The 26,567-nt window shown below is 33.1% G+C and carries 13 protein-coding genes and 1 rRNA gene; 12 read left to right on the top strand and 2 right to left on the bottom strand.

The window, feature by feature from the left end; genetic code table 11:
- Window positions 1-107 (bottom strand): 16S ribosomal RNA (locus DXU93_RS13685); the annotation flags it as partial.
- A 1,020-nt stretch (window positions 108-1,127) separates the two neighbouring features.
- On the opposite strand from DXU93_RS13685, the gene DXU93_RS13680 reads away from it, so the two are divergent.
- From DXU93_RS13680 to DXU93_RS13660, 5 genes are all read left to right on the top strand, one after another.
- Window positions 1,128-2,126: a WG repeat-containing protein gene (locus DXU93_RS13680; RefSeq protein ID WP_165851423.1), complete on the top strand. Its 999-nt coding sequence runs from the start codon at window positions 1,128-1,130 to the stop codon at window positions 2,124-2,126.
- 42 nt (window positions 2,127-2,168) lie between these two features.
- On the top strand, window positions 2,169-3,887 hold the full coding sequence (locus DXU93_RS13675) for an FG-GAP repeat protein (protein WP_116881863.1): 1,719 nt from the start codon (window positions 2,169-2,171) through the stop codon (window positions 3,885-3,887).
- Between the two features lie 260 nt (window positions 3,888-4,147).
- Window positions 4,148-5,749 (top strand): hypothetical protein, encoded by a 1,602-nt coding sequence (locus tag DXU93_RS14965; protein WP_123776143.1) that lies wholly within the window; start codon window positions 4,148-4,150, stop codon window positions 5,747-5,749.
- 67 nt (window positions 5,750-5,816) lie between these two features.
- Complete coding sequence (locus DXU93_RS13665) at window positions 5,817-6,332, top strand: hypothetical protein (protein ID WP_116881862.1); 516 nt, start codon at window positions 5,817-5,819, stop codon at window positions 6,330-6,332.
- 121 nt (window positions 6,333-6,453) lie between these two features.
- Window positions 6,454-8,160 (top strand): hypothetical protein, encoded by a 1,707-nt coding sequence (locus tag DXU93_RS13660; RefSeq protein ID WP_123776142.1) that lies wholly within the window; start codon window positions 6,454-6,456, stop codon window positions 8,158-8,160.
- Between the two features lie 96 nt (window positions 8,161-8,256).
- On the opposite strand, the gene folP is transcribed toward DXU93_RS13660, so the two are convergent.
- Window positions 8,257-9,105 (bottom strand): dihydropteroate synthase, encoded by an 849-nt coding sequence (folP, locus tag DXU93_RS13655; protein ID WP_240623464.1) that lies wholly within the window; start codon window positions 9,103-9,105, stop codon window positions 8,257-8,259.
- Window positions 9,106-9,128: 23 nt separating this feature from the next.
- Here folP and DXU93_RS13650 point away from each other — a divergent pair, with 23 nt between their 5' ends.
- The 7 genes from DXU93_RS13650 to DXU93_RS13620 all read left to right on the top strand — a co-directional run bounded on the left by DXU93_RS13650 (window position 9,129) and on the right by DXU93_RS13620 (window position 26,415).
- On the top strand, window positions 9,129-9,683 hold the full coding sequence (locus DXU93_RS13650; protein WP_116881859.1) for a DUF1599 domain-containing protein: 555 nt from the start codon (window positions 9,129-9,131) through the stop codon (window positions 9,681-9,683).
- A complete protein-coding gene (locus DXU93_RS13645; protein WP_116881858.1) occupies window positions 9,676-11,565 on the top strand; it encodes a DoxX family protein in 1,890 nt (629 codons plus the stop codon). The genes DXU93_RS13650 and DXU93_RS13645 overlap by 8 nt, the downstream gene beginning before the upstream one ends.
- Window position 11,566: 1 nt before the next feature.
- Window positions 11,567-12,319, top strand: coding sequence for a triose-phosphate isomerase (gene tpiA, locus DXU93_RS13640; protein ID WP_116881857.1), 753 nt, complete (start codon window positions 11,567-11,569; stop codon window positions 12,317-12,319).
- A gap of 4 nt (window positions 12,320-12,323) precedes the next feature.
- Window positions 12,324-13,160 (top strand): 50S ribosomal protein L11 methyltransferase, encoded by an 837-nt coding sequence (gene prmA, locus DXU93_RS13635; protein WP_116881856.1) that lies wholly within the window; start codon window positions 12,324-12,326, stop codon window positions 13,158-13,160.
- A 6-nt stretch (window positions 13,161-13,166) separates the two neighbouring features.
- On the top strand, window positions 13,167-17,774 hold the full coding sequence (locus DXU93_RS13630) for a hypothetical protein (protein WP_116881855.1): 4,608 nt from the start codon (window positions 13,167-13,169) through the stop codon (window positions 17,772-17,774).
- 6 nt (window positions 17,775-17,780) lie between these two features.
- Window positions 17,781-18,401 carry a glycerol-3-phosphate 1-O-acyltransferase PlsY gene (gene plsY / locus DXU93_RS13625; RefSeq protein ID WP_116881854.1) on the top strand — a complete coding sequence of 207 codons (621 nt, stop codon included), beginning with the start codon at window positions 17,781-17,783 and terminating at the stop codon, window positions 18,399-18,401.
- 70 nt (window positions 18,402-18,471) lie between these two features.
- Window positions 18,472-26,415, top strand: a complete 7,944-nt coding sequence (locus DXU93_RS13620; protein WP_165851422.1) for a PD40 domain-containing protein — start codon at window positions 18,472-18,474, stop codon at window positions 26,413-26,415.
- Window positions 26,416-26,567 lie beyond the last annotated feature (152 nt).

The raw sequence follows: 26,567 nt of genomic DNA, 5'->3' as shown, positions 1-26,567 counted from the left end.
TGCGCCGGTCGTCGCCGAAGTGCAAGCACTTCTCGTTACCCCTCGACTTGCATGTGTTAGGCCTGCCGCTAGCGTTCATCCTGAGCCAGGATCAAACTCTCCGTTGTAAAAGACTTTGAATTTTGTTGTGGCTCTTAATTTCGTTTATTTACGCTGTTTCCTTATTTCTCAATCTATCAAAGAACTTATTTGCTGTTTCTCGTTAATTCAATAACTAAAAACCTTATCTTGCTTTCCCTAAACTCGTTTGTTTCGAGGAGGACAAAATTAGTAATAATTTTTAACCTGCAAGTTTTTTTTGAATTAAATTTTAAAAAAGATTTTTGAAGTCTTTTTTAATTTTCTTACCTCGCTCGTTTGCGGGGTGCAAAGATAGTCACTAAATTTAAAGTAACAAGCTTTTTTGAAAATTTTATTTAATCTTTTTTTAATCTCACTCCTTATCGCTAATTCGTAATCTTAAATGCTTTTCAAGTTATTCACCGCTCGTTTGCGGGGTGCAAAGATACTGAGCTTTTATCAGTAAACAAGCTTTTTGGTAAACTTTATTTAATTTATTTTTAATCTTAATCCTTAACCGCTTATTACTAACGGGTTATTGTTTAAAAAAAAATTCAATATTTTGGTTTGCTCTCTATTATCAACTCTTTTACCCTTATCTTAAATACAAGAGATAGCTTTTTACAATCATTACTCTTTTATGACTGAAATTCACTCCTTATATATAAGGTATAAAAAACATGAATTTATCATTGAAAGATTCTAAAATTATATCAGCGTATATAAAAATCCCCATTTCTGGCGATTTTAATAGAATAGTAAATTACATAAGTTTGTATCAAGACACAACTCACTAAAATCGAAAAACTATGAGATTCTTAAATACATCCATTCAAACAATCATGTTATTAACAAGCTCATCTTTTTCATAAAATATTTTAAAAAAAATACGACACCGCCTGTAATATTAACACTACATGATTGGGAATAATGGAAATCGAGTCACAGCAATAAAATATGCTTATGTACATAGTTTTTTCAGATGGATTAGCTTTGGAAGAACTAAACGAAGAAGAATTCTTCATCGACAAAACTGGAAAAAGAATAGAATAAAAACTTCGAACACAATGATAAACACAAAACAATTATTTCTCGCCCTCTCTTTGCTTTTTTCTATAACTGCAAAAGCTCAAGAAATTCCTCAAGAACAGACTGAAGAATGGGCTTCAGAAATTGAAAAAGGAGAAATAGCAACATACGACAGTGTTTCAGTAATGAGCTATAAAGGATTATATGGTTTAGTCGATCACAATGGCATGCCTGTTACTTCTTTTAAATATAGTTCCATATCTAAATTTTCAAATGGATTTGCAATAGTTCGAATTGATAGCTTGTCCGATGAAGTATTTGAAAATGACCTTTCAGAAACTTATGAAAAGTTTGGTATTATAAATTCCTTAGGCAAAGAAATTGTTCCGGTAGAATACGATAATGTAAGTTATTTCAAAGAAGATCTAGGAATGATAACTAAGAACTACAAAAGTGGATTCATTAATAAAGAAGGTGAGATAATAATTCCGATAAAATACAACAGTGTTGAACTATTTTCAAATGGATTGGCTTTAGCAACGTTAATTGATAGTTTACCAATTAAAGACTCTGAGTTTTTCAACTTCTTTTATAAGGTTGGTTTCATCAACAAAAGAAATGAAGAGATTATTCCTATTCAATATAGCATGATAATCGACCATTTTAACGAAGGCTATTTTATTGTCCGGGCATTTGACATGGAAAACTACAACCCTTCAAATCTTTATACCAAGGAGGAGTTAAGCAAAGGAAAATGGGGCTATTTTGATTCCTTTGGAAAGAAAATCACACCACTAAAATATGATGGAGCTTGCGAATTTTCGGAAGGATTAGCAATCGTTAATCTTGGTGGAGAACAATTGGCATTAGGATCTAACAAGGTTGACGGTGGTTTATGGGGGTTTATAGACAAAACCGGAAAAGAAGTTATCCCTTTAATTTATGACGAAGTTTGGAATTTCTCAGAAGGTCGGGCAAAAGTTAAATTAGATGGTGAAACTTTTTACATCGACAAAACCGGAAAAAGATTAGAATAATTCACCCATAAAAATCCCATTTAATACAATTAATTAAAACCCATGAAAACATCAAAAGCACTCAACTACAATTTTAAAGCAATCATATACTTGTTCTGCATTTTCTTAGCATTCCCCTACTCTACTTTTAGCCAAGCTAAATTAATTCAAGTAGAGCAAGAGGAAAAGCCTGGAAGGCAAAACTATTTTGGTTCTTCGGTAGCTATGGATGGAAAATATGCAGTGGTTACTGGTACGCATAGTCAAAACCCTGAATCTTACAACGGAGGAATGGCGTATGTTTACGAACTCAATAATGGAAAGTGGCAACTTCGCAGCAAGCTCTATCCAGATGTTTCTTATAGCCAAGATCGTTTTGGGCAAAATGCTTGTTCTATAGACGGGAAAACTATTCTTATCGGCGATTGGAAAAACCAAAAGAATCCAAATGGAGCTGCTCATATTTTTCAGTTGGAAGGTGATACTTCATGGCAATATGTTTCTCTTTTGCAACCTAAAGACACAATTGGTGTCGATAGTTTTGGACGTACTGTGGCTCTTGAAGAGGATATTGCAGTTGTCGCTTCTTACAATGAAGTTTTTATATTTCAGCCTAATGCAGAAGGACGATGGAAACAAACCGCGGTTCTTCGCGAAAAAGACTTCAATACGGAAGGCTTTGGAAATTACCTAAAGATAACAGAAGGAGAACTCTATATCTCCGCTGCTTGGGAAGACAAAGATACACTAGAAAATCTGGGTGCGGTTTATCATTTTAAACAGCAACTAGGAAAATGGAAACTGGCTCAAAAAATAAATCCACTACCAAAGTATTATCAAAATAGATTAGAGTTCGGAAATGCCGTTGCAGTCAATAAAGAAACTCTTTTTATTAGTGCTAGAAGAATGAACATTGGAAGTATTCCTGGTCCAGGTACAGTAAGCGTTTATAAAAAAGTAAATGGTAAATGGGAGTTCAATCAGATCCTTTACAATGAAAACTTTAAATATAGAGTATATGGATTTGGAAAAGACATTCAACTCACTGAAGACTACTTGTTTGTTTTAGAAGCACAAGGTGAGGAACACAACACCACTACTTTTATATATGAACAAAAGGGAGACAATTTTAACTTGGTAGACACCATTCAAGGCAATCAAGAGTCAGGTAAAAATTTTATTGCAGCAAGTGGAAACAACTTCTTATATGGAAATGGAGGTAACGACTTCTGTGATGATTTTCGCGGAGGTTGTGGTAAAGCATATTTTTACTCGGTTAAAACCCCACAAGGACCTAGCACACCAGAAAATTCTATATCAAGCGCTGCTGAATACGGGTTTAGTCCTAGTAAAATTAAAGCCTTACAGAAAAAATTCAATGGATCGGACATACAATTTGATTACATCAATGAAGATTTGGTTTATAAAATGCGCCATAAGGAAACCGGTTTATGGGGAATGTTTCAAGATGATAGAGAATTGATTCCGATGGAGTACGACAGCATAAAGTTTTTTGGTTTTAATCATCCTTTCACCATTGTTGGAAAAGACGGTTTGCTGGGAATTCATACCTCATCGTGGGGGAAAATAGGACAGCTTAGTGTTTCTTGTCGATTTGATGAATTCAAGATTTACAGACATGAGGGAAAATATTGGTTGGCTGGCAAAAGAAACGGTAAATGGAGATGGGTGAATTGGTACAATGGCTATGAAAGTAGTAGTGAAAAAGAGTATCATCAAGAATTACCTGTCTATACGAACTGGAAACCGGGGAGGTATTGAGTGATAGATGATTTAGGCCAACTTCAAAGTAGTAGTTGAGATGGGAATAAAATACCCCCATAAATGGGGATTGTATAAAATGAAAGCTTGTAATAACTTCGTTCTCCCAATGCATTCTAACACATAATTATGAAAAATATATTATTGACCTTGCTCCTTTTCTTTTCCTATGAAAAAGAAGAAATCGATAAAGAGTATAGTGGCGATGCTATCTGGGAAAACCAATTCTATTTCGGTAAATGTTTAACACCTTTTTTAAAATGAAGAAAATCAAATATTTAGCACTATTAATCTTTTTAATTACTAGTGAATTTACTGCTCATAGTCAAAGTCGTAGTCAAACGCTTTATTTTAGTGGCACTTCACAAGGTTTCAAAGTAAGCGCAGAAGTTGAAATAATTAGTACAATGGGTGATTTTTCATCAGGAAGAGGTTGTATAAAAATTGAATTAGTAGATTACAGAATTTTATCCATTAAAGTGGATGGTGTAACTTATAATAGTAGCGATTACTTTCCTGATATTGAAATGTCAGATGGAAGTTATGGTGGAGTTTATGAAGGGTTCTCTATACCTTATTCTAGCAATGCGAACGTAAAAATCAAGTTTGAAGCCGCTAATGTTCCTTATGACATTTATACTGTTCAACATTTTTCAAAAATTAGGGCAAAAGGAGATTGTGCATTTTTCAAGCTAGATAATAATAATAATAATAATAATAATACGTCAAACAAAGAGATATGGAAATATGCGGTTATCGGAAATCATGAAATCATCGGTTTAGAAGGTGTACAAGAACTAGCATTCAAAATAAGAAATTATTTGAAAGTTAAGAATAAAAAAGAAGCAAAAGAAAAAAAAGAGGAAGAGGGAAAGGAATCTTCTGAAAACAAAAAAAATATTGACAAAGAGGACAACGATGACGATAAAAAATCAGAAAAAAAAGAAAATGAAGAAAAGGAGGATGAAGATGAGCAGGAAAAATCTACTCCTAATTACTATGTAGAATATCTTTCACAAGGAGATTTGGCAGCACAATCAAATTTGCATTCAAAAGCTATGAGTTATTACCAAAAGGCCAAAAGGTTTGCTAAGTATCAATTTGAAATAGATAAAGTTAATAGTCGAATTAATGCCTTGCAGAACAAAATGACAACAGATGCTGCCAAGGAGGCTTTAGTTGAAGCGGCCACTGATGATGTCGGTTGGGGAGACTTTAAAGGTCACATAAATATCGGTTTAGGTTTTAATTACAGTAAAATAACACATGCGAGCTCAAAAATAGGAGATAATCCTGATGATATTGCATTCAATGGGAATATGCAATTTATTTATAATGCAAACTTGAGTAAAAACATTGCACTGGAAGCAGGAGGTGTTTTTGAAACACAAATTGGATTTGGATACCAATATCCCAAAAGTAATGCTAGTTTAGACATATCCTATTTCGACATTCCGATTCATGCCGGTATTAGTTTTTTTGGAAATGTAACATTAATGTATATTCAGGAATGGACAAAAATTAGATACAAATACTCTTCTTTTAGTACAAAATCTTCATCATTCACTTCTGAACCAGAATCATTCATAAATTCTAGAGGAATTGGGATAGCCGTTGGAAATTACGATTTAAAACATAATTTCTTCAGAATAACTGGAATGTATACTTGGTCTGGTGATGAGCTTAGTGAAAACACTTTAAAAAGACCATATGCAAGAAATTTGAGAATAATGGTAGATTTCAGAATTAGCAGGTTTTATTACGGTCTATTCTATACTCATAACCATATTGCAGATAATTCCAAAGTAGGCCAGGGTTTATATAGAATCGGGGTGAGATTAGGTTTTGGATTTCCATTTTAAAATATTATTAATTAAATTTTAAATTCTGTTTCCAACAAAGCATTAAACAAAACTAAAAAAAAGTAAAATGGTAGTAAAACAAACAAAATTATTCTTCAGAAGCTTACTATTTAGTATTCTGATTTTAGTGAGCTTCGGTTGTTCATCATATAACTATTACTTCATTGAAAACGCTACAGAAACAGTAAAGGAAATTGAGGTCCATTACATTAAAGAAAACCCTGATAATCTTGAATATAAAACGCCACCAGACAGTTTAATGGTAACCTATCACTCTCAACTTCCAAACAAACCTCATAAATGGTATAAAGAAACAGATCAAAAAAGGCTTTATGAAAAAATAAACAATTCAACATATTTAATTAGCATAAATAAAGGTGAAAAAATTATGATCCCATATCGCTTTACTAATGTGAATAGTATTGAGCGAATTATTATAAATAAAAAGCAAGAGATATTATTTACCGATGTTAAAAATGATGAAATGAATACGTATGAAGTAATAAATAATAAACAAGAAACACACGTAAATTATCACTCAGGACTTTTCATTCAATACTATCTCATTGAGTTTAGTAAATGATATTATACCCCAAAATAGGAGTTGTTTGAAAGTAAGCGAAATCGTAATTTGGATTTTAAACAATATAAACCTCAGTTCTTTATTTAGATTAAAAATACAAGAACACAAAATAAATAACAACATGAAAATTAAAATATCAATTTTACTACTTTTTATTCTCTCTTTCTATACAGGTTTTGGACATGCCCAGCTAAGGTTTTACGACAACAAAACAGACAAAGAATATGAAATAACTGACACAACTGATAAAGCAATAGTCGACAAATATTTAGAAAGTATTAACGCTAAAGCCATTGAATTTAATTCAAATAAAAATTCATCTAGTTTATTTCGAATAAAGAACAGTAAAGGTATCTGGCAGATTAATGATATTAATAATATAGAAGAGCTTTATTACCTTGATAAATACAGTCAAAATTTTCCTTCTCCAATAATGGAAGAAATGGGTATTACAACAGTTTCAAAGAAAAATAAAAATTATATTTTCTCATTCGAAACAGAAAATGTTTTTGAAGCAGTACCATTCCATAAAATTAGAATATACACCAATACAGATACAATTTATGAGTATAAAAATGAATTGGAAAAGACGAGTTTAAAAACGAGATTAAAATACATAGCTTTACAAAAGGATAACTTTTGGGCCTTGGCTTATTACTCCAAGGAAGATTTTAAATTGTACCAACTTACTAAGTTTAAGTACCCGAATGAAAAAGAACTCCATGAATGTAGCATGTATAAATATCTTGAAAACCTTTCTCACCCACTTTATCCAACGGAAACTGAAACCCTATCTTTTATCCATGATGAACTTTTAAATCATAAAAGTAAAAACACTTCTGTAGAGTATAAAAATTTTTCAAAATATCCGATTAGAATAAAAGACCAAAAAGGCAATTGGAGATTTTATGAAGTTGAAAACTACTCTCCTCTACTTTCAAAAAACCAACAAAAAAAATACCGATTAATGAATACATCAAAAGATATAGAAAAATGGAATGTTGGAATTGTTGAAAGAAAAAGTAAGAAGTATATAATTTCATTTCAAGAAGGAAATAACATTTATCATGAAACTTGGTTTGATGATATAGAAATAATAGAAAAAACAGTTAGCTTTTATCCTGACTACCCAATAATGACATCAGAAGGAGAAGACTCATTAGATATCCATGGTAATTATGTTTTTGGAAAAGAAACTTACTCTATTTTAGAAAAACTTCTACTACAAAGAGATGGTAAATATGCATTAGCATTTATGGATAGTTATAATAACACATTGTATCAGTTATCAGGCTTTCATTTTGAATCAACTAAAAACGTACCAAACCTTGATTACTTTAGTTGGGAAGATCCTTATACTAAAGAAATCACTAATAACTATGAAACCATGGCAGCTGCTCATAATATCCTTCAAGAATTAAGTAGTATTGATTTAATCGTACCTATTACTTTCTCCGAATTAAACAATTCTGATGTTTTTAAGGTAAGAAACAATCAAACAAAAAGGTGGTCTATTCAAATGGAGAATGGTTTTAAAGCTGATCAAACCTTACCCATAGCTGCATCAAAAATTGAATTCATAGATAATGGAAATCCAATTTATGTTGTGTGGTGTGATAATAAAGTAGGATTTTACAACAAAACATTCCAACATTTTAAGCCTTGTGAATATGATGATTTCAAACACATATTTTTAGACAGTCAATATGGCTGTGCCCTGAAAAAGGATGGAAAATGGCAGTTGTTTGATACTCAATCAGCAGATAAGTTAATTAAAGAAAAGGCTAAAACAATAGATGAATTAAAACAAATGTGGTGGAATCGATAATCTAGAATAAATTACTCCTCATTCTTACATTTTATCAATGACTTCAAAGCAAATGGTATAATTTCGCCTTTATCTTTACGCTGAATAAATTAAGTACTAAAGAAGAGCAACTATTTTCCTTACTTCAACAGCCTCTTTTACATCATGTACACGTATGATAGATGCTGAATTCAACAACCCAAAAGTATTTAATACACTTGTTCCGTTTAACGCATTAGAGGCGTCAGAATTCAATAATTTATAAATCATTGATTTTCTAGAAATCCCTATCAAAATTGGACAATTTAAAACTTTGAGCAAATTCATTTCCCTAAACAGTTCATAATTTTGTTCAACAGTCTTTGCAAATCCAAAGCCTGGATCAACAATAATATCTTTCACACCTAATTCTCTTAGCTTTTCGATATCCTTACTCAGTTCCAAACAAACATCTTCCGCTACATTATCATAATCACACAAATCCTGCATATTCTCAGCGTCTCCCCTACTATGCATCAAAATATATGGAACATCAAGATCTGCAACTGTTTCAAACATTTTTTGATCAAATCGTCCACCATAAACATCATTTATAATATTCGCTCCATGTTCTACAGATTTTTGAGCAACCTCAGATCGAAAAGTATCGACACTAATGAGTAATTCTGGAAATTCATGACGCAAATGTTTCAACACAGGAATAACACGGTCTAGCTCCTCTTCACATGTTAACAAATCAGCATTTGGCCTTGTTGACACTCCCCCAACATCGATGATATCAACACCAGATGCTATCATCGAACGAACATTATCTATGATTACTTCCAAATCATTTTGTCGACTACCTTCATAAAATGAATCAGGAGTTACATTTATAATCCCCATAATCAGAGGACTTTGAAAATCCTGTAATTTATCAGCTACTTTAATCATACAATTTAACTCATAATTATTATCTTTCCCCACTGTAAAAACTTTTTAACAAGAAAATGTCAAAAACAGTTGATCAATATACAAAAGTTATTTCCAAGTGTCGAGAAATATTTGAAAAGAAAACCAAGGACTATGGAACTGCATGGCGAATTTTAAGGTCGAGTTCCTTAACTGATCAAATATTTATTAAAGCACAAAGGATAAGAACTATTCAAGAAACTGGCGAAAACAAAGTTGGTGAAAACATTGAGGATGAGTTCATCGGAATCATCAACTATTGTGTGATGGCTCTTGTACAACTGCAGGAAAAAGAGCTGTTGGAACTCGAATTACCATTGGAAACTGTGGAACAACTTTACGCAAAATATACAGATCAATCGATGCAATTAATGATTGATAAAAACCATGACTATGGTGAAGCCTGGAGAAGCATGCGCGTAAGTTCTTTGACAGACTTAATCTTGATGAAAATTTTACGTGTCAAACAGATTGAAGACAACAAAGGAAAAACACTAATTAGTGAGGGAATAGATGCTAACTACTACGACATGCTAAACTATTCCGTTTTTGCACTCATTCATTTAACCTTCAAAAACGATTCAAATGATTAATAAAACGAAATATTCTCTTTCAGGAAAATCACTTATTTTAAACATAATAATTATAGCCTTAAACTTATTAGGCCTGAGCTTTCTGGTTATGGGTTACCATCCAAACTTTGAAGAAAGTGAATTATTACTAAAAATCCTTGGATATTCATTGATGATCGCATCAATAGTCGCATTATTTATATTAGAGGGAATGTTTCTATTCTCCTACGTTTCCAGGGTTTTAGTCGGTGGATTATTTATTGTTTCCGGGCTCATCAAAGCCAATGATCCGAAGGGATTTGCTTATAAATTAGAAGAATACTTCGAAGATGGTGCCCTAGCTTATAGAATTAAAGAATGGTTTAATTGGGATACTTTTACATTAGAATACTTCATAGAACATGCTTTACTTTTAAGTATAATTATTTGTGTTCTTGAGATTGTTCTAGGCGCAATGGTTATTTTGGGTGCAAAAATTAAGGCCTCTTCATGGTTAATGCTTTTCATGATGGTCTTTTTCACTTTCTTAACATGGCATACCAAAGAATGTGACCCACATACAACTTTTACAGATGTTGATACTTATGAAATCAACTCCGTCGCTGCACAAGCAAAAATTCCTCAAGCAGAGTTCAATGAAAACATCACTATTGTTAATCAAACAGATAGCAAAGTAACAATCAAAGAAGTTAAAAAACCGCAATGTGTTGACGATTGTGGTTGTTTTGGTGATGCGATGAAAGGATCTATTGGTCGTTCACTTACTCCTGCAGAAAGCTTTTGGAAAGACCTTGTTTTACTTTATTTAGTTATCGTGATTTTCATCTCACGTAGAAAAATCCAAATTAATTCAGTTCGAGAAAACTTGGTATTGACAGCATTTGGTCTGCTATTTATTGGATTCTTCTCAACTATTTTCACATGGTACTTCCCTATTATATTTGGTTTAATATCAATTTTATTGGCTTTATGGATTAAAAGAACTGGAGGTAAAATCCTTGGAAACGAATGGGGAATGATTTTAATGTTAACCATTACATCATCAATATTTGTAACCTATGTTTTAATGTATCTACCTGTTAGAGATTATAGACCATATCATGTAGGAAGTAACTTAACAGAAAGAATGTCTGATGGTGAAGATGGAGTCTATGAGAATTTCATGGTGTATAAGAACTTGAAAACTCAGAAAGACACCTTGATTACAGAATTAAACAATTCTACCAAAAGCATTTGGGGAGATACAGAAACATGGAAGTTTGAAAAGAGAGAAACAAAAACAATCAAAGCTCAAATTCCGCATTCTATTCAGCAATTTGATCCTACAATTCCTGTTGAAGGATTAACTTCTACAGAAAAAGAGTTTGAACCAATTGCTACTATTATTGATAGCAATAAAGCGGAATACATTGACCTTGTTGACAAAGAAACAGGAGATCGTTATCCTATGTTATTATCTGATTTTCATTTACCAGATATTGATACATCGATTTACACAATTGGCGATACATTGATTCGCGTAAATGAATCGCTTACAGACATCAGTTTGAAGGATTATATTTTGAATCAAGAACAAGTGATTTTGGTTTTCAGTAGAAACTTAAGCAAGGGGAATTTCAGTAGAATTGCTCGTTTAAAAGAAATCGCAGAAAAATCTAAGGAGAATAATATTCCTATGATTATGATTTCAACAGCTTCAAAAGAAGAAGTCTTAGCATTTAGAGCAGAATATGGTTTAGAAATACCAACCGTTCAAAATGATGAAATCGAAATTAAAGCCATCACAAGGTCAAATCCGTCATTGATGGTATTAGAAAACAGTGTAGTCAAAGGGAAATATCCTTTTAGATCCACTCCTTCATGGGATTGGTTAACAACAAACATATTAAACGTTAAAGAATAAGATGAGAAAGAAAATTGTAGCAGGAAACTGGAAGATGAATTTAAGCCTTGAGGAAGGTCAATCACTTCATAAAACAATAAACTCTGAACTAGAAGGAGCTAGTGCAAACTGTGAGGTATATCATTTTACACCTTCAATTTATTTAACATCTTTAATTAATGAAGATCAGAAAGTACAGGTTGGAGCACAAAATGGACATCCTGAAAAGAGCGGTGCCTTTACTGGTGAGATCAGCATGAGCCAATTAAAGGCAATTGGAACACAAGCAGTATTAATTGGACATTCTGAAAGACGTCAACTTTTTAATGAATCTGATTCCTTTTTGAAAGAGAAAGTCGATGCAGCATTATCTGAAGGTTTAAAGGTATTTTTCTGTTGTGGAGAAAGTCTTGAACAAAGAGAAAATGGTGATTACAATACAACTGTAGTGAATCAACTTAAAAACGCTCTTTTCCATTTAGATTCAACTGATTTTCAAAAAATAGTGATTGCTTATGAACCAATTTGGGCAATAGGAACTGGAAAAACAGCAAGTCCAGAACAAGCCAATGAAATGCATCAAAACATTAGAAAATCATTTGCTCATGCTTATTCTAAAGAAATAGCTGAAGACATCTCTATTTTGTATGGTGGTAGTTGTAAACCATCGAATGCAAGTGATTTATTAACACAATCAGACATAGATGGCGGATTAATTGGTGGCGCTTCACTTAAAGCAGAAGATTTCTTAGCTATTATTTCAACTTATAAATAACTCAATGGATTACATAAAAGTTACATTAAACATTTCTCCTAAACAACCGTGGACGGATATTATTACACAAGAACTGGCAGATATTAACTTTGACAGTTTTATGGAAGAAGACAATATGCTTCAAGCATTCGTTGCAGAAGAAAGTTTTAATGAAAACAACTTAAATGCAATTCTCGATAATTATAGTTCACAAGAAGTTGAAATCAAGATTCACAAAGAGCATATCGAAAATCAAAATTGGAATGCAGTTTGGGAGTCTGATTATGCTCCTGTTTCGGTTGATCAAGATTTAATCATACGCGCTCCATTTCACGAAAAAGAGGAGCAATACAAAATGTCTATAGAAATTCAACCACAAATGTCCTTTGGTACAGGTCATCATCAAACCACTTATTTACTCAGTAAAAACCTATTGGATATTGACTTTCAAGGGAAAAGTGTTTTAGATGTAGGAACCGGAACTGGAGTTTTAGGTATTCTAGCTTCCTTAAAAGGAGCGACAAGAGTTTTCGGTACAGACATTGAGGAAGGCGCAGTAGAAAACGCGATTGAAAACTGTGGAAGAAACGACATTAGCAATTTTGAAATTATAAAAGGAGATATTGGTTGTGTTCCTGAAGAAAAATTTGATATCTTAATTGCTAACATCAACAAAAATGTACTTAAAGAGCACATGCCTAGTTATGCTACATTAACCAAAACAGACGGAATTGTGTTCCTGAGTGGTTTTTTCGAAACAGATGTTGATGAACTTTCGGCACATGCTGAAAAATATAATTTTAAAACTGAACAAGTTTTCACTAAGGAAACATGGGCGGTGATTCAACTAATAAAAAAATAAGTAATTATGAAAACGATCTCCATTTTTATCTTAGCGCTTTTATTTTCTATTCCATTTACTTTTAGTCAGAAAGATAAAGCCAATGAAGAACGTGAAAAATTCCTTTCAGAATATTCACGAAAAATGAATGCAGGTCGTACAAAAGAGGTTAAAGAATTTATTGATGATGAGCTTTCACCTCTTCTCTTAGATGCTAGCCAATTTCCTGAACAACGTTTTCAACAAATGAAAAGCACTGTTGAAAAGATAGACGAAAAAGGCCTAGCTCCTTACCCACACCTAGACAACTACGTTACAGCAGTTTACTCATTAATTCAAAAAGGAAGAACCGGAGGAGTTTTCGATGACTGGCAAACGATTGTCGAAGACCTTTTAAGTAATAGAAATACAAGAAGGCTTGAAGGTTTTCTTGAGGTTTCAAAATCATTCCTATATGAAGGAGTTATCGCTTCTGATCCAAATTTCACGTGGGAATTAACTGGAAATGATTTTTCATTCTCATATGATAAAGGACCATTTTTAGCAATTAACAATACTACATTATCTTGTAGAACATTTAATAGAGGTCAAAGAGACATTCCATTTACTGATTCTATCATAATTAGAAATACCAGTGGAAAAGTTGATTTAACTTCTCAAAAATTCAAAGGAAATGGCGGTACCTTTACTTGGGAAAAAGCAGGCTTATCAAAAGAAGAAACCTTTGCTACGTTAAATGATTTTTCGATTTCATTTCGCTCAACCAATCTATCTATTGATAGTGTTTCACTAAAAACACCCTACATAGAAGGTTTAGTAGAAGGTAAAATAATTGACAGGGCTATTAAAGGAAATTATCGTGAAGATCGAATTAAATCCTATCCTCAATTTAGTTCTTATGAGGCAAAATTTGAGATCGATAACATTGTAGATGGAGTAGATTATAAAGGAGGTTTTTCATTAACTGGAGATCAATTTATTGGTGTAGGAAATGATGATGAACAAGCGGAATTAACTTATTATAAGAAAGGAAAAACTTACGTAATTACTCACTCCGACCAAGTCCGTTTGAATAAGAACAATATGACTACAGAAATGGCAAAAATTGTGATGTATATAGGGATGAAAGACTCTATTACTCATACAGGTCTTGATGTCATTTACAATAGAGAACAACAACAATTAAAACTCCAACGTGGTACTGAAGCCATATCTCAAGCACCTTTCGTTAATTCATTTCATAAATTGAATATGTATGTTGATGAAATTATTTGGAATAAATCTGAAAGTGAATTAATTCTTGGCTATGACATCAACACTTCAGAACAACAAAGAAAAGCGAGATTTGAATCATTCGATTATTATGATGAGCGTCTTTATCAGAAAATACAAGGATTAGAGTCTGAACACCCTCTGGTTTCATTATACAATTATGCTTATAAGTATGATAAATTTGAGATGACTGAAGGTACAGCCGCAACAGCATTAAACAGAACCATTCAACAAGCAAAACCAAAATTACTTCAACTTTCAGCTCTAGGTTTTATCAGTTACGACCCTGAAAGAGATTATGTGTATGTGAATCCAAAAACTGAACACTTTGTTAAGTCTAAAGCACGTAAAACTGATTATGATAATATCTCTTTTGTTTCTGACTTAGCTCCAATGCGCGTAGAACAAGGAGGAGAACAAAATCGACGTGATAAAAAATATCAAGAATTGGTCAATAAACGAAATAAGGAACGTGCTAAAATATCGGAATATGGAACTATGGATATTGTTACATTGGATATGAATATTAATGCCATTGACTTTATCAAAATTTCAGATATGAAGAGAACAACCATATTTCCTGACAGCAATAGAGTTTTGGTTAAGAAAAACAGGAATTTTGTTTTCGATGGTTGGATTAATACAGGAAAATGGGAGGTAAAAGTTGATGATGGAGAATTTGATTATGCAAAAAACAAGTTCAACATATATGCTTCTGAAATGGCTTATTTTAATGCTAACCCATTAAGAAAAGAAGATGGAGAACGCGCCATTCCATTGCAGTCTGTAATCAACGGACTTCAAGGAGAGATTCTGGTTGACCATACGAAAAACAGATCTGGATTAAATAAAGGATATGGCGATTATCCGATTTTGGTTTCTAATGAGAAAACCAGAGTGTACTACGACCAAATGGATCTGCACCTAGGAGCCTACAACAAAGAAAGATTCTATTTTGAGATAGATCCTTTCACAGTGGATAGTTTAATGTCCTTTGATGAAAAAGAATTAAGATTCCCGGGAGAGTTAACTTCGGCTGGAATTTTCCCAAAAATGAGAGATGAATTAAAAGTTATGCCTGATTATTCATTAGGATTCTCTCAAGATGTACCAGATCAAGGTTACGAGTTTTATGGAACTGAGGCACGATACGAGAATAAAATATTACTTTCAAATAATGGATTACAAGGTGGCGGAACAATCAACTTTATTAATTCTTCCTCAACTTCAAAATCACTTTTCACATTCTTACCTGATTCAACGATTGGTGTAGCAGAATTTGAGAACCGTCCTCAAGAAGCAGGTGTTGAATTCCCTGATGCTGTTGGACCAGATGCTTTTATCACTTTCCTTCCACGTGAAAAAACACTTAAGGCGCGATCTCACAATGAAAACATCAACTTTTTCGATGGAGAAGCTTCTCTAAAGGGTTCTACTGTATTGAATGAAAAAGGAATGAAAGGTAGAGGAACTATTGATTTGAAAGCTGCAAAAATAAAATCTAAAAACTTTGATTTCACAAGGTGGCAAACGAACACAGATAAAGCCTCTTTCGAGTTAACCAATTCCTTTAAAAAAAAAGGAGATTTAACGGAGAATGCATTAGCCTTTAAAACAGACAATGTCAATGGTACTTTAGACTTTAAAAAACGTAACGGGGTTTTTAGACCCAATAAAGGTATCTCAATTGTTGAATTTCCGGTGAACCAATACATCTGTGAAATTGACCAATTTACATGGTTGATGGATCAAGATGAGATGACCCTAGAAAAGAAGAAACAAGACAATTTAGCCATCGAAAGTGGCATGGATCTCGATGGTCCGAACTTCTTCTCTGTTCATCCAAAGCAAGATTCGTTACAATTCTTATCTCCAAAAGCTATGTTTAGTTTGAAAGAAAGAACAATATATGCTTATGATACAGAATTTCTAGAAATTGCAGATGCTAGAATTTTCCCAGATAGTTCGGTGGTGGTTATCCGTAAAAATGCAAAAATGGAGAAGTTTGAAAATGCGAAAATCATTGCCAACTTTATTACCAAATACCATTCAATTATTAATGTAGACGCAGAAGTAACTGCAAGAAGAGCGTATACGGCTACAGGAGATTATGAGTACGGTCGTGAAGGGGTCGAAAAGCAACTCATACATTTGACAGAAATACGTCTTGACACAACCTATCAAACAGTAGCTGTGGGTAGCGTAAATCAGGACAGTATACTGCACTTAAGTGAACAATTTGATTTCTATGGAGATGTGAAGCTAAAAGCGGCTAATCCGTATTTAACATTCAAAGGAGCTACCAAGGTAAATCATAATTGTCCTGACTTTGAAAGAAGTTGGATGGCTTTTGAAACAACGATTAATCCTGAAAACATACAAATTCCAGTTGCAGAAGAAATGGTCGATTTGGAAGGAAACAAAATTACAGTGGGAATTCGTTGGAGAATATCGAAAGATATCGAAGAGGTGAACCTCTACCCTACTTTCTTGAGTCAAGTAATTGGTGAGGAAGATCCTGAAGTTTTCTCTGCAAATGGACTACTTCAATACAATCCTAACCAAAAAGAATTTGAAATTGCAAGTCAAGAAAAACTGATTAACAGAAATGAAAAAGGAAATTATATTTCATTGAAAACAGAAACATGCTCTTTAGATGGTGATGGTAAGATTTCGCTAGGAATGGATTATGGTGCAGTTGATGTAACATCTATAGGTTCTGTTAAATACAACGCAAAAACAGAACAAACTGATTTGGATTTAACGATGGCCTTTAGAGCTCCTGTTGAAGAAAAAGCCTTTAGAGAAATTGGTTCCAAAATAGTTGAGGTTAAAGGGTTAAAAGATGCCGATTTCAATACAACAACGTTGGAACAAGCATTGGTAGAGTGGACAGACCAAAAATCGGCTGATAAGATTAAATCAGATTACACTTTAAAGAGAGAATTTAAAAATATTCCAAAAGAAATGGAAGATGCAATTGTTATTACAGGAGTGAAACTAACAACTTATACTAAACCAGGAGACAATCAAAGAGGGTTAAAAACAACAACGACTCAATCTGCCATTGTCAACATATTCAATGAACCAGTAATGAAATACGTTGCAACAAATATTTTTGCAGAACAAAGGTCTAATATGGGAGATCGATTAGGTATGTTATTGATCGTTCCTGGTGGATTCCAATATTTCATCGATTACGATTTAAGAAAAGACGGAATCATGAATATATTAACTGACGATAAGGACTTCAATACAGCAGTTGAAGAATTAAAATCAGACAAGAAAAAGTCACGTAAGTTTATGTATGACGTAACAAAAAGCTCTGCTTATAAAAGTCAGTTCTTACGTGTTTTTAAATAAATTAGAATGGATTATTTAATTTACGGTATTATTGCTTATTTACTAGGATCCATTCCTACAGCAGTTTGGGTTGGTAAAATAAAATTCAACTTGGACATAAGGGAGCATGGAAGTAAAAATGCGGGGGCAACAAATACATTTAGAGTTCTAGGTAAAAAAGCCGGTCGTTTTGTACTAATCGTTGATGTCTTGAAAGGGGTATTAGCAGTTATGATTCCATTTTTCATAAACAATTATGATTGGAGTAATGACCATTTAATTCACTTAAAAATCATTTCCGGTGTGTTTGTTGTATTAGGTCATATATTTCCTTTATACGCTAGGTTTAAAGGAGGTAAAGGTGTTGCAACTTCATTAGGGGTTATTCTGGGGGTTCACCCACCGGCAGCAATCATCTGTATAGTATTATTTTTGATTGTTTTCATTCTATTTAATTATGTTTCGTTGGGAGCCATTGTCGCATCAGTTGCTTTCCCACTTTTGGTTGAATTTGCTTTTTCAAATGAAAACTTGTCACTAAAAATTTTTAGTATTGTTTTATCATCCGCTGTTGTTATTTTGCATCACCAAAATATCAAAAGACTTATTAAGGGAAATGAAAATAAAATGAACCTTTTTAAGAAATAGTCGTATAACAACTCAGAACTTACTCAATATGAAATCAAACTTTGCATCCATGAGAGCAAACCTTATATTCATGCTCTTATTATTAATATTCGTCGGAAATACTGCCTTTTCTCAAAAGACAAAAGAAGACCTAGATAAAGAGGCTCAAACTCATTTTAGAAAAGGAGAGTTCCTTGAAGCAACCCCTTTATTTCTGAGATTATTATCACTAGAACCAAGAAATCCAAATTATAACTATAAATATGGAACTTGTCTTCTGTATAATGCAAACAAAAAAACTGAGGCATTTAAGTACCTCAACTATTCGGTTCAAAAAAACAGCAATGTTGATAATGAAGCCTACTATTACCTGGGAAAAGCTTATCATCTAACATACAATTTCTCAAAAGCAATTAAACATTATACTACTTACAAAGAAAAAGCAGGGAGCAAAGCACTAGCACATCTAAAGGTAGATCGACAAATTGAAATGTGTAGAAACGGTAAAACACAATTCAATGATATTACACAAGCAATTGTTCTTGAAAAAACTAAAATCGATCTGGAAAGCTTCTTTAGAATTTACGATTTAGAGGATATTGGTGGGAGTTTAATTGTGACAGAAGAATTCCAAAGTAAACAAGATCGAAAAAATAATCATACCCCATTAATACATTTTCCTGCCAACTCTGATTACATTTATTATTCGAGTTATGGAGATGATGGAGAACAAAAAGACATCTACTTCAGATTCCGAAACTCTAATGGTGAATGGTCTAAAGAAAGTCCGGTTTTAGGTGACGTCAATACTCCGTACGATGAAGATTATCCTTATATGCACCCAAATGGAAAATATTTGTATTTTTCTTCTGAAGGTCATAATAGCATGGGAGGATATGATGTATTCAGAAGTGAATTTGATCCAAAAAGCAATGCTTTTAAGGAACCTGAAAATATGAACATTTCCATTTCTTCACCAGATAATGATTTTCTTTATATCGTAGATTCTTTGGAGAAAAATGCTTATTTCTCTTCTCAAAGGGAAAGTGAATTGGATAACATCCATGTTTACAAAGTTCGCGTTGAAAAAATGCCTATGGAAATGATTGTCCTAAAGGGTAAGTTTAATTCAATCGTTAATCCGACACATAAAAATATTTCAATTAAAGTTTACGATCAAGATGAGGACTTAATGGGACTTTTCACTTCAGATTCAAGAGGTGAATACATCATCAATCTACCTAAAAGTGGAGATTATAACTTTGTGGTAACCTTAAAGTCTGAAACTAAAGAACACAGTGAAACAATCAAAATTCCTGAATTAGAAAACTTCAGACCTTTAAAGTTGAATATGACTGAAATTGATAAAGAAGGGGAAAATGTAGTTGTGTTTAATAGTCTATTCAATGAGAAGTTCGATAATTACGATGAAATTATTGCAGAGGCGATTGAGAAACAAGCCAAAATGAATGTCAACAGTAATCAATACAACCTGGATTCACTGAATAAAATAAAAGAACAAAAGAAAATATTCGAAAAAATTGGTTTAGCTCAATATACTAACGTTGAAATTCGTGATTTAATTACAACAAAATACAAAGACCTATACAAAAGACAAACCAGTACCGATTCCTTACTTAGCAAATCGAAATTGATTGTTCAAAATGGAAATAAAGACATCAACAAGGCAATAAAAAAGGCCGATTCTCTAATACAGTTAGGTAAAGATGATCCTAGCAACAGTAAGAAAAGCAAATGGGATGCGATGGCTCAAAAAGAAATTGACCGTTCAAACAAACTCAAAAACGAGTTAATGGATGCTCAAGTCATTTTGGCATTTTTAGAAGATGATTATAAGGAAAAAGATCAATTACTTCATCAAGCTAAAGCCTTAAACGATGACCTAAAATCTATTGACACAAAAGACAATGTAGAGTTAGTACGCGTTTTAAGTGCTCATTCAGATTTTGTTAGTGAAGAATTACTTGAACAAACAAATACGAATGCTTATTTCGAATATTTATCGGTAATCAATGAAGAATTAAGAGAACGTGATGAATTGATTAAAAGAAAAAATACTTTAGCAAAAGAAAAAGAAGAAGCCACTAATGAACTTGCTAGACTCAATCGAGCGTATGAAAATGCATCAAAAAGAGAGAAAGAAGATCTAAGTTTTGCGATCAGTAAGGCTCAGATTAAAATTGAAGCACTTGACAATGAAGTAAATTATACGCAACAACAAATTGAGGAAAAAAGTGAAATTGAGAAGCAGAAAAGTGTATTGGCTCAAATTAATAGAAGTCCAGTGCCTGAAAACACAATTTCAGAACATGATTTGGCTGAAGAATTTAAAAAACTCCAAAATGAGCTTGCAAATACAACTGAAGCTGTTGAATCACAAAGTAACAATGAATCTACCAACAATAATTTAGCAGAAAATAATAATGATCTTTCTGAGCGTAAAAATACAGAAGTTGATTCAATTACAAATGACAATCAAAATACTGTAGAAAACCAAATCACTGAGGTTAATCTTCAAGACAGTGCTAAACAAAACAATGAACTTCAAACCAATGAAATAGCCGAAAACAACTCACCTAGCTCAGTAATTGATGAAGTTTTGGCCGATTATAAAAAGGAAATTCAAAAAATTGAAGCCGATATTGAAGCTGGAAATCAAACAAAAGACGCTTTGATTAAAAGAAAATATCAAGCAGCCTTAAAAGTTGATGAAACCAAAGAAGAATACATAAGTCTACAATCTGAAAATCCAAACGAATCGTCTTATCAAGCAAAAATTGATGAATTAGATTCACTAGAAAAAGTAATTTACCGTGAAATTGCTAAGATCGAAAATGAAATAGCCGAAGAAAATGCATTGGCTACAAATCAAGCCGCTGAAAACAATGTCGATACAACGAATATTGCCGAAGAAGTTGAAAACAATAACAGTGAGCTTGTAAACAATTTTGAAAGCATCGAAGACATTGATGAAAATTATACGGCTGAAATTGCTGCTTTAGAAAACAGTCTTCAAGAAGGTTCTGCTACAAAATCGGATATTGTAGAGCGTAAAAAAGAAGCCATTGTTAAAGTTCAGTCCTTGAAAAATGAAGCTGTTTTTAACGCTGAAAACAATCCAGAAAACCAAGTGGCTCAAACAGCTGTTCAACAGTTAACGGAGATCGAAAACTCATTAAGTGAAGAGATTACTGTTTTAGAAACAGAAATTCAAGCTGAAACTGAAGCATTGGCTACAAATCAAGCCGCTGAAAACAATGTCGATACAACGAATATTGCCGAAGAAGTTGAAAACACAAACACTGAGCTTGTAAACAATTTTGAAAGCATCGAAGACATCGATGAAGATTATGCAGCTGAAATTGCTGCTTTAGAAAACAGTCTTCAAGAGGGGTCTGCTACAAAATCTGACATCGTAGAGCGTAAAAAAGAAGCCATGGCTAAAGTTCAGTCATTGAAAAATGAAGCTGTTCTTAACGCTGAAAACAATCCAGAAAACCAAGCGGCTCAAACAACTGTTCAGCAGTTAACGGAGATCGAAAACACATTAAGTGAAGAGATTACTGTTTTAGAAACAGAAATTCAAGCTGAGAGTGAAGCATTGGCTACGAACCAAGCAGCTGAAAATACTGTTGATACAACAAAGATTGCCGAAGAAGTTGAAAACACTAACACTGAGCTTGTAAACAATTTTGAAAGCATCGAAGACATTGATGAAAATTATGCAGCTGAAATTGCTGCTTTAGAAAACAGTCTTCAAGAGGGGTCTGCTACAAAATCGGATATTGTAGAGCGTAAAAAAGAAGCCATTGTTAAAGTTCAGTCCTTGAAAAATGAAGCTGTTTTTAACGCTGAAAACAATCCAGAAAACCAAGTGGCTCAAACAGCTGTTCAACAGTTAACGGAGATCGAAAACTCATTAAGTGAAGAGATTACTGTTTTAGAAACAGAAATTCAAGCTGAAACTGAAGCATTGGCTACAAATCAAGCCGCTGAAAACAATGTCGATACAACGAATATTGCCGAAGAAGTTGAAAACACTAACAATGAGCTTGTAAACAATTTTGAAAGCATCGAAGACATTGATGAAAACTATACGGCTGAAATTGCTGCTTTAGAAAACGGTCTTCAAGAGGGTTCTGCTACAAAGTCTGACATCGTAGAGCGTAAAAAAGAAGCCATGGCTAAAGTTCAGTCCTTGAAAAATGAAGCTGTTCTAAACGCTGAAAATGCTCCAGAAAAACAAGCGGCACAAACAGCTGTTCAACAGTTAACGGAGATCGAAAACACATTAAGTGAAGAGATTACTGTTTTAGAAACAGAAATTCAAGCTGAAACTGAAGCATTGGCTACAAATCAAGCCGCTGAAAACACTGTTGATACAACGAATATTGCCGAAGAAGTTGAAAACACTAACAGTGAGATTGTAAACAATTTTGAAAGCATCGAAGACATTGATGAAAACTATACGGCTGAAATTGCTGCTTTAGAAAACAGTCTTCAAGAGGGGTCTGCTACAAAATCTGATATCGTAGAGCGCAAAAAAGAAGCCATTGCAAAAGTTCAGTCATTGAAAAATGAAGCAATTCTTAACGCTGAAAACAATCCAGAAAACCAAGCGGCACAAACAGCTGTTCAACAGTTAACGGAGATCGAAAACACATTAAGTGAAGAGATTACTGTTTTAGAAACAGAAATTCAAGCTGAAACTGAAGCATTGGCTACGAACCAAGCAGCTGAAAACAATGTTGATACAACGAATATTGCCGAAGAGGTTGAAAACACTAACACTGAGCTTGTAAACAATTTTGAAAGCATCGAAGACATTGATGAAAATTATACAGCTGAAATTGCTGCTTTAGAAAACAGTCTTCAAGAGGGGTCTGCTACAAAGTCTGACATCGTAGAGCGTAAAAAAGAAGCCATTGCTAAAGTTCAGTCATTGAAAAATGAAGCTGTTCTTAACGCTGAAAACAATCCAGAAAACCAAGCGACTCAAACAGCTGTTCAGCAGTTAACGGAGATCGAAAACACATTAAGTGAAGAGATTACAGTTTTAGAAACAGAAATTCAAGCTGAGACTGAAGCATTGGCTACAAATCAAGCCGCTGAAAACACTGTTGATACAACGAATATTGCCGAAGAAATAAGTAGTGAAACATTATTAAAAACACTTGACCCATCTTACTTAGATGACATCACAGAGATTGAAGAAGCAATCAAAAATGGAGATGCATCTACTCAAGAACTAATCAAGAGAAAGTACCAAGCCTTGATTGTAGTAGGTGATGCTAAAACTGAAGCTATATTAGAAAATGAACAAACACCATCTTCTACCTTAATGAGTAAGGTGAATACTTTAACAGAAATCGAGGATAACATTAATACTGAAATAGATGAACTTGAAAGTAAAGTTGAATTGGTTTCAGCACAAAAAGAAGCAGAACCATCAATCGCAGAAAATAAAATTGGATTAGACATAACAAGAGCTTCTATTCCTGATAAAGTGAATAAATCACAAACAAAAAAGGAGAAAGAAAAAATCAATGATTTATTCAACGAAAAGGATGAATTGATTAGTCAAGCTGAAATCGACCCAAGTTTAAAAGATGATGTCAAGTTTCAGCGAAAAATCGAAAAGATAGATGATAAGATTGCAACCGAAATCAATAAAGGGTATGAAAATTCCATACTTAAAAAATACCCTAACCTTACTAAAAAATCAAACAATATCGTCAATCGCGATACAAAGAATATCAACTCTTTGAACAGTCATCAGTCAATGATGAAGGTTGATGATTTAATTCAAGATTTGGAGTCTATCAACGATCCAAAAAAGAAATTAAGAGTTCTTCAAGAAATTTATCAAGAGACGGAAAAAGTTGAAGGTATAATCACTCAAATTAGAAGAAAACAAAATGTAGACGCCTTTATCGAAGATATTATTGAAGAGCAAAGAATTTCAAATGTAAATACTACAAATGCTACTCAAACGAGAGCCTCACTTGAAAAAGAACAAAGCCAAATTAGTGATCAACTGACTGAGTTAAAAGATCAATTGGCAAGTTTAAAAGCCAAACAAGCTGTTGCCAAGAGTAACCAAATTGAATTAATCGAATATAATATTAGTCAACTTCAGCAATTAAAAATGGACCTTGACAATAAATATTACGACAACAATATTTTATTGAGTCAAATGAAACAACAGCAAATTGACGATGCGAATAAAGGTATTTCAAGAGAAGCAAAGAAAAACACCTTAACCTATGCTGAGGAAGTAAAGATTGCAAGCTCAGAGGAATATATAAATCAGTTAAGGAACAACAATCGACTGAACCAAGCCCAGCATGAATTAAGGGTAAAAGAAGAGGATCTAAAAATTCAACATGATGAATTAAAGGCCATTTATGAAAATGTAGAAAATGGTTTATCTCTAACTAGGCAAGAAAAAGAAGAGATTGCAACGAAGTTAAATACAATCAGTAAAACTAAAGAAGAAGTAAAGGTTTTAAGAGAAAATGTTAGAGCAAAACAAGAAGCTGTTGCCGAGACATTACCTTTAGACGAAGACTTGCGTAGAAAAACAGAAAACATGATTGCACGAGATGTTGCTCCAATAAAAAACCTACCTATAAAATCAGCGGTGATGAAGACTGCAAAAGTTGGATTGGTTATTAATGAAAATCAAAACGAAGAGAATCTTGAAAATAGAGAAGTTAAAATAATTAACAAGGTAGAAGATCATTTAGGAGGTTTAATATTCAGAGTACAAATCGGAGCCTTTAAAAAGCCTGTACCAAATTCAACATTCAGTCAGTTCTCCCCTATTTCTGGAGATAAAATTGGATCAGGATGGATTAAATATGTAGTTGGATTATTTGGAAATAAAAATACTGCAGAAATTGCGAGAGATAAGATTAGAACCATGGGCTATTCTGATGCATTTATCGTGGCCTACTGTGATGGAGAGAGAATTCCTGTTTATCGTGCTATGCAATTATTAGAATCTGGAGCATGTACTCCATTGGTGAACAAAGATGAAGATTTAATAGCTGAAGAGACAATAACGAACAAGGCTCAAACTGAAAATGAAGAAATCGACGAGCTTGCTTATAACCGTTCGGCGGGTTCTGCAAAAGCTGATGTAGTTGAAAATAAAAGTGGACTTTTCTATACTGTTCAAGTTGGAGTGTACAATACTCCTGCAACATCAGAACAATTGATGAATATTTCACCTTTAATTACAAAAAGACTTCCAAACGGAGTATTGCGTTATTCATCAGGAGTGTTTAATTCATATTCAGAGGCTCTTCCTAAGAAAGAAGAGGCTGTAAAGAAAGGAATTACGGACGCTTATATTGTAGCGTATTATAATGGTGTTAGAATTCCTGCTTCTAAAGCAAACGAAATTTTAGCATCTGAAGGTGAATCTGTACTTCAATCTAATAAAGTAGATGATACTGCTGAAGAATCTACATATACAACGACCGAAGAAGTAAAACAAGCTCCTTTCATTAATGAAGCTAATACACAATCATTACTTGTTTCTAAAAACAAATATTCAAGTTTCCCAACACAAGAATTGAACAGGTATAATGAATACAATGAATTGTTCTATTACAACCCAAAGAGCAAACATATTCAAAGTTTCCTATTCGAAAATGATCAAATCAATACAGAGTTCAGTGACGAATTTGACATTAAGAAGGTTTATAACTACACTTATAATGTTGTGGATACCGAAACTCCTTTCAGAAATAAAGCTTTAGAAAATGCTGGAAGTAGTATGATTCAATTAAAAGTCGTTATCGACATCAATGATCTAAACGCTGACCTGATGTATGCGATTTTAAATGCTACTCCAAACAAAATGATGAATACATCTAGTCAAAAAGTTACGGTTGAGTTCTTTGCTATTGATCATCCATCAAATGCAAAATCAATAGATGAATTACAAGCATTATTGAAAAAATTAGGTGCAACTAAAATCAATAAAATGATTAAAATTAATTAGTAAGGCACATCTACTTCATTAACTCCCTATCAAATAAATCCAATAGGTCTATTTTGGTAGGGAGTTTTTTTATCAATATTATGTCGCTTTTTCAACTTGCTTAAGTCATTGACATCGAAGGTCCATTTTCGAAAGTTTATCAAAGTAAAACT

Origin of the sequence: Brumimicrobium aurantiacum, assembly GCF_003402975.1 — a bacterium.
Lineage (GTDB): Bacteria > Bacteroidota > Bacteroidia > Flavobacteriales_D > Crocinitomicaceae > Brumimicrobium > Brumimicrobium aurantiacum.
This window is presented reverse-complemented; position numbering and strand designations above follow the sequence as displayed.

Bases quoted from the DNA above. Each gene is read 5' to 3' on its own strand.
- DXU93_RS13660 (WP_123776142.1), top strand. From the start codon at position 6,454: ATGAAAATTAAAATATCAATTTTACTACTTTTTATTCTCTCTTTCTAT.
- DXU93_RS13645 (WP_116881858.1), top strand. From the start codon at position 9,676: ATGATTAATAAAACGAAATATTCTCTTTCAGGAAAATCACTTATTTTA.
- plsY (WP_116881854.1), top strand. From the start codon at position 17,781: ATGGATTATTTAATTTACGGTATTATTGCTTATTTACTAGGATCCATT.
- prmA (WP_116881856.1), top strand. From the start codon at position 12,324: ATGGATTACATAAAAGTTACATTAAACATTTCTCCTAAACAACCGTGG.
- DXU93_RS13680 (WP_165851423.1), top strand. From the start codon at position 1,128: ATGATAAACACAAAACAATTATTTCTCGCCCTCTCTTTGCTTTTTTCT.
- DXU93_RS14965 (WP_123776143.1), top strand. From the start codon at position 4,148: ATGAAGAAAATCAAATATTTAGCACTATTAATCTTTTTAATTACTAGT.
- DXU93_RS13665 (WP_116881862.1), top strand. From the start codon at position 5,817: ATGGTAGTAAAACAAACAAAATTATTCTTCAGAAGCTTACTATTTAGT.
- DXU93_RS13620 (WP_165851422.1), top strand. From the start codon at position 18,472: ATGCTCTTATTATTAATATTCGTCGGAAATACTGCCTTTTCTCAAAAG.
- DXU93_RS13630 (WP_116881855.1), top strand. From the start codon at position 13,167: ATGAAAACGATCTCCATTTTTATCTTAGCGCTTTTATTTTCTATTCCA.
- DXU93_RS13650 (WP_116881859.1), top strand. From the start codon at position 9,129: ATGTCAAAAACAGTTGATCAATATACAAAAGTTATTTCCAAGTGTCGA.
- DXU93_RS13675 (WP_116881863.1), top strand. From the start codon at position 2,169: ATGAAAACATCAAAAGCACTCAACTACAATTTTAAAGCAATCATATAC.
- tpiA (WP_116881857.1), top strand. From the start codon at position 11,567: ATGAGAAAGAAAATTGTAGCAGGAAACTGGAAGATGAATTTAAGCCTT.